This is a genomic window from Corynebacterium sp. HMSC055D05 (assembly GCF_001810365.1).
GTDB lineage: Bacteria > Actinomycetota > Actinomycetes > Mycobacteriales > Mycobacteriaceae > Corynebacterium > Corynebacterium coyleae.
In genome coordinates this window covers 1-968 of the sequence record NZ_KV801026.1, presented here as the reverse complement: position 1 = coordinate 968, position 968 = coordinate 1, and the positions used below count along the sequence as shown (strand labels likewise).

The 968-nt window shown below is 56.0% G+C and carries 1 protein-coding gene; it reads right to left on the bottom strand.

The window, feature by feature from the left end; genetic code table 11:
• Positions 1-125 precede the first annotated feature (125 nt).
• Positions 126-887, bottom strand: coding sequence for an ATP-binding protein (locus HMPREF2734_RS01195; protein WP_070422898.1), 762 nt, complete (start codon positions 885-887; stop codon positions 126-128).
• Positions 888-968 lie beyond the last annotated feature (81 nt).

Here is a 968-nt window from a genome sequence, read left to right as displayed (position 1 = left end):
TGCTGAGTGCGCGTAGTTGGTAGGGGTATTCCGAAACGGTGGTAGGGCTGGATTCCGGGTAGTTGGTAGGGCCCCGCGACGGGTTGGGGCTGCTGCTCGTCGCGGGGCCTGTTGATGGTGGTGTGTTACTCGGTTTCTAGTTGGGTGGCTAGGAAGTGGCGCATGTCGTATTCACCGAGTTCGACGCGTTGGCCGGTGTTGAGTCTGCTGACGAGGGAGTCAGCTGCGACTGGGTCGGGAAGTTTTTGTACCCAGTATGCGGCAGTGGTTTGGGAAACGATGATCGTCGGCAGCCTGCCATCGCGGTCGAATATGATCTTCGTTAGGTCTTCTTGCCCGCGTTGGTTGATTCCAATGGTCAGGAAATCATCAAGGATGAGCACGTCAGTGTTTTGTAGCCTGCGCATCTTGGTTACGTAACGCTCATCTGTCGGCGGGAAGGCCGCTAATTCATCTACAAGCTGGTCGAGCCGGTAGTACGCAACGCTGTATTCAGCCTGGCATGCAGCAACTCCGATGGCGCAGGCGATGTATGTCTTGCCTGCCCCTGTTGGGGCTAGGAGGTGGACGTTTCCGGGGTTTTCACGCCAGGGTGTTGCAGCGATGCGTTTGAGTTGACGAAGGTTCAGGCCGCGTTCTTCGACGTTTATCAGCTCGGCAAGTGTTGCACCTGGGTACCGGAACTTTGCTTGGGTGATGGCTTTGGTGATGTTTTGCGCGCGACGTTTGTGGGCGGTTTCTTCCACGGCTTTGAGAAATATCTCTTCAGGCAACTCGGTGTTTGCTTCATCTGCACTGGCAAGTGCGAAGAAGGTATCAGCGAAGGTTGAAAGCCGCAGCTTGCGCAGCGTTGCACGGATGTCATCGTCAAGATGGATCGTGGTCATGATGGGTTAGTCCTCCTGCTTCGGGGTGTCGTAGTAGCTTGCAGGGCGCAGGAACACTGCTTCTGGCATTGCGGCGATATC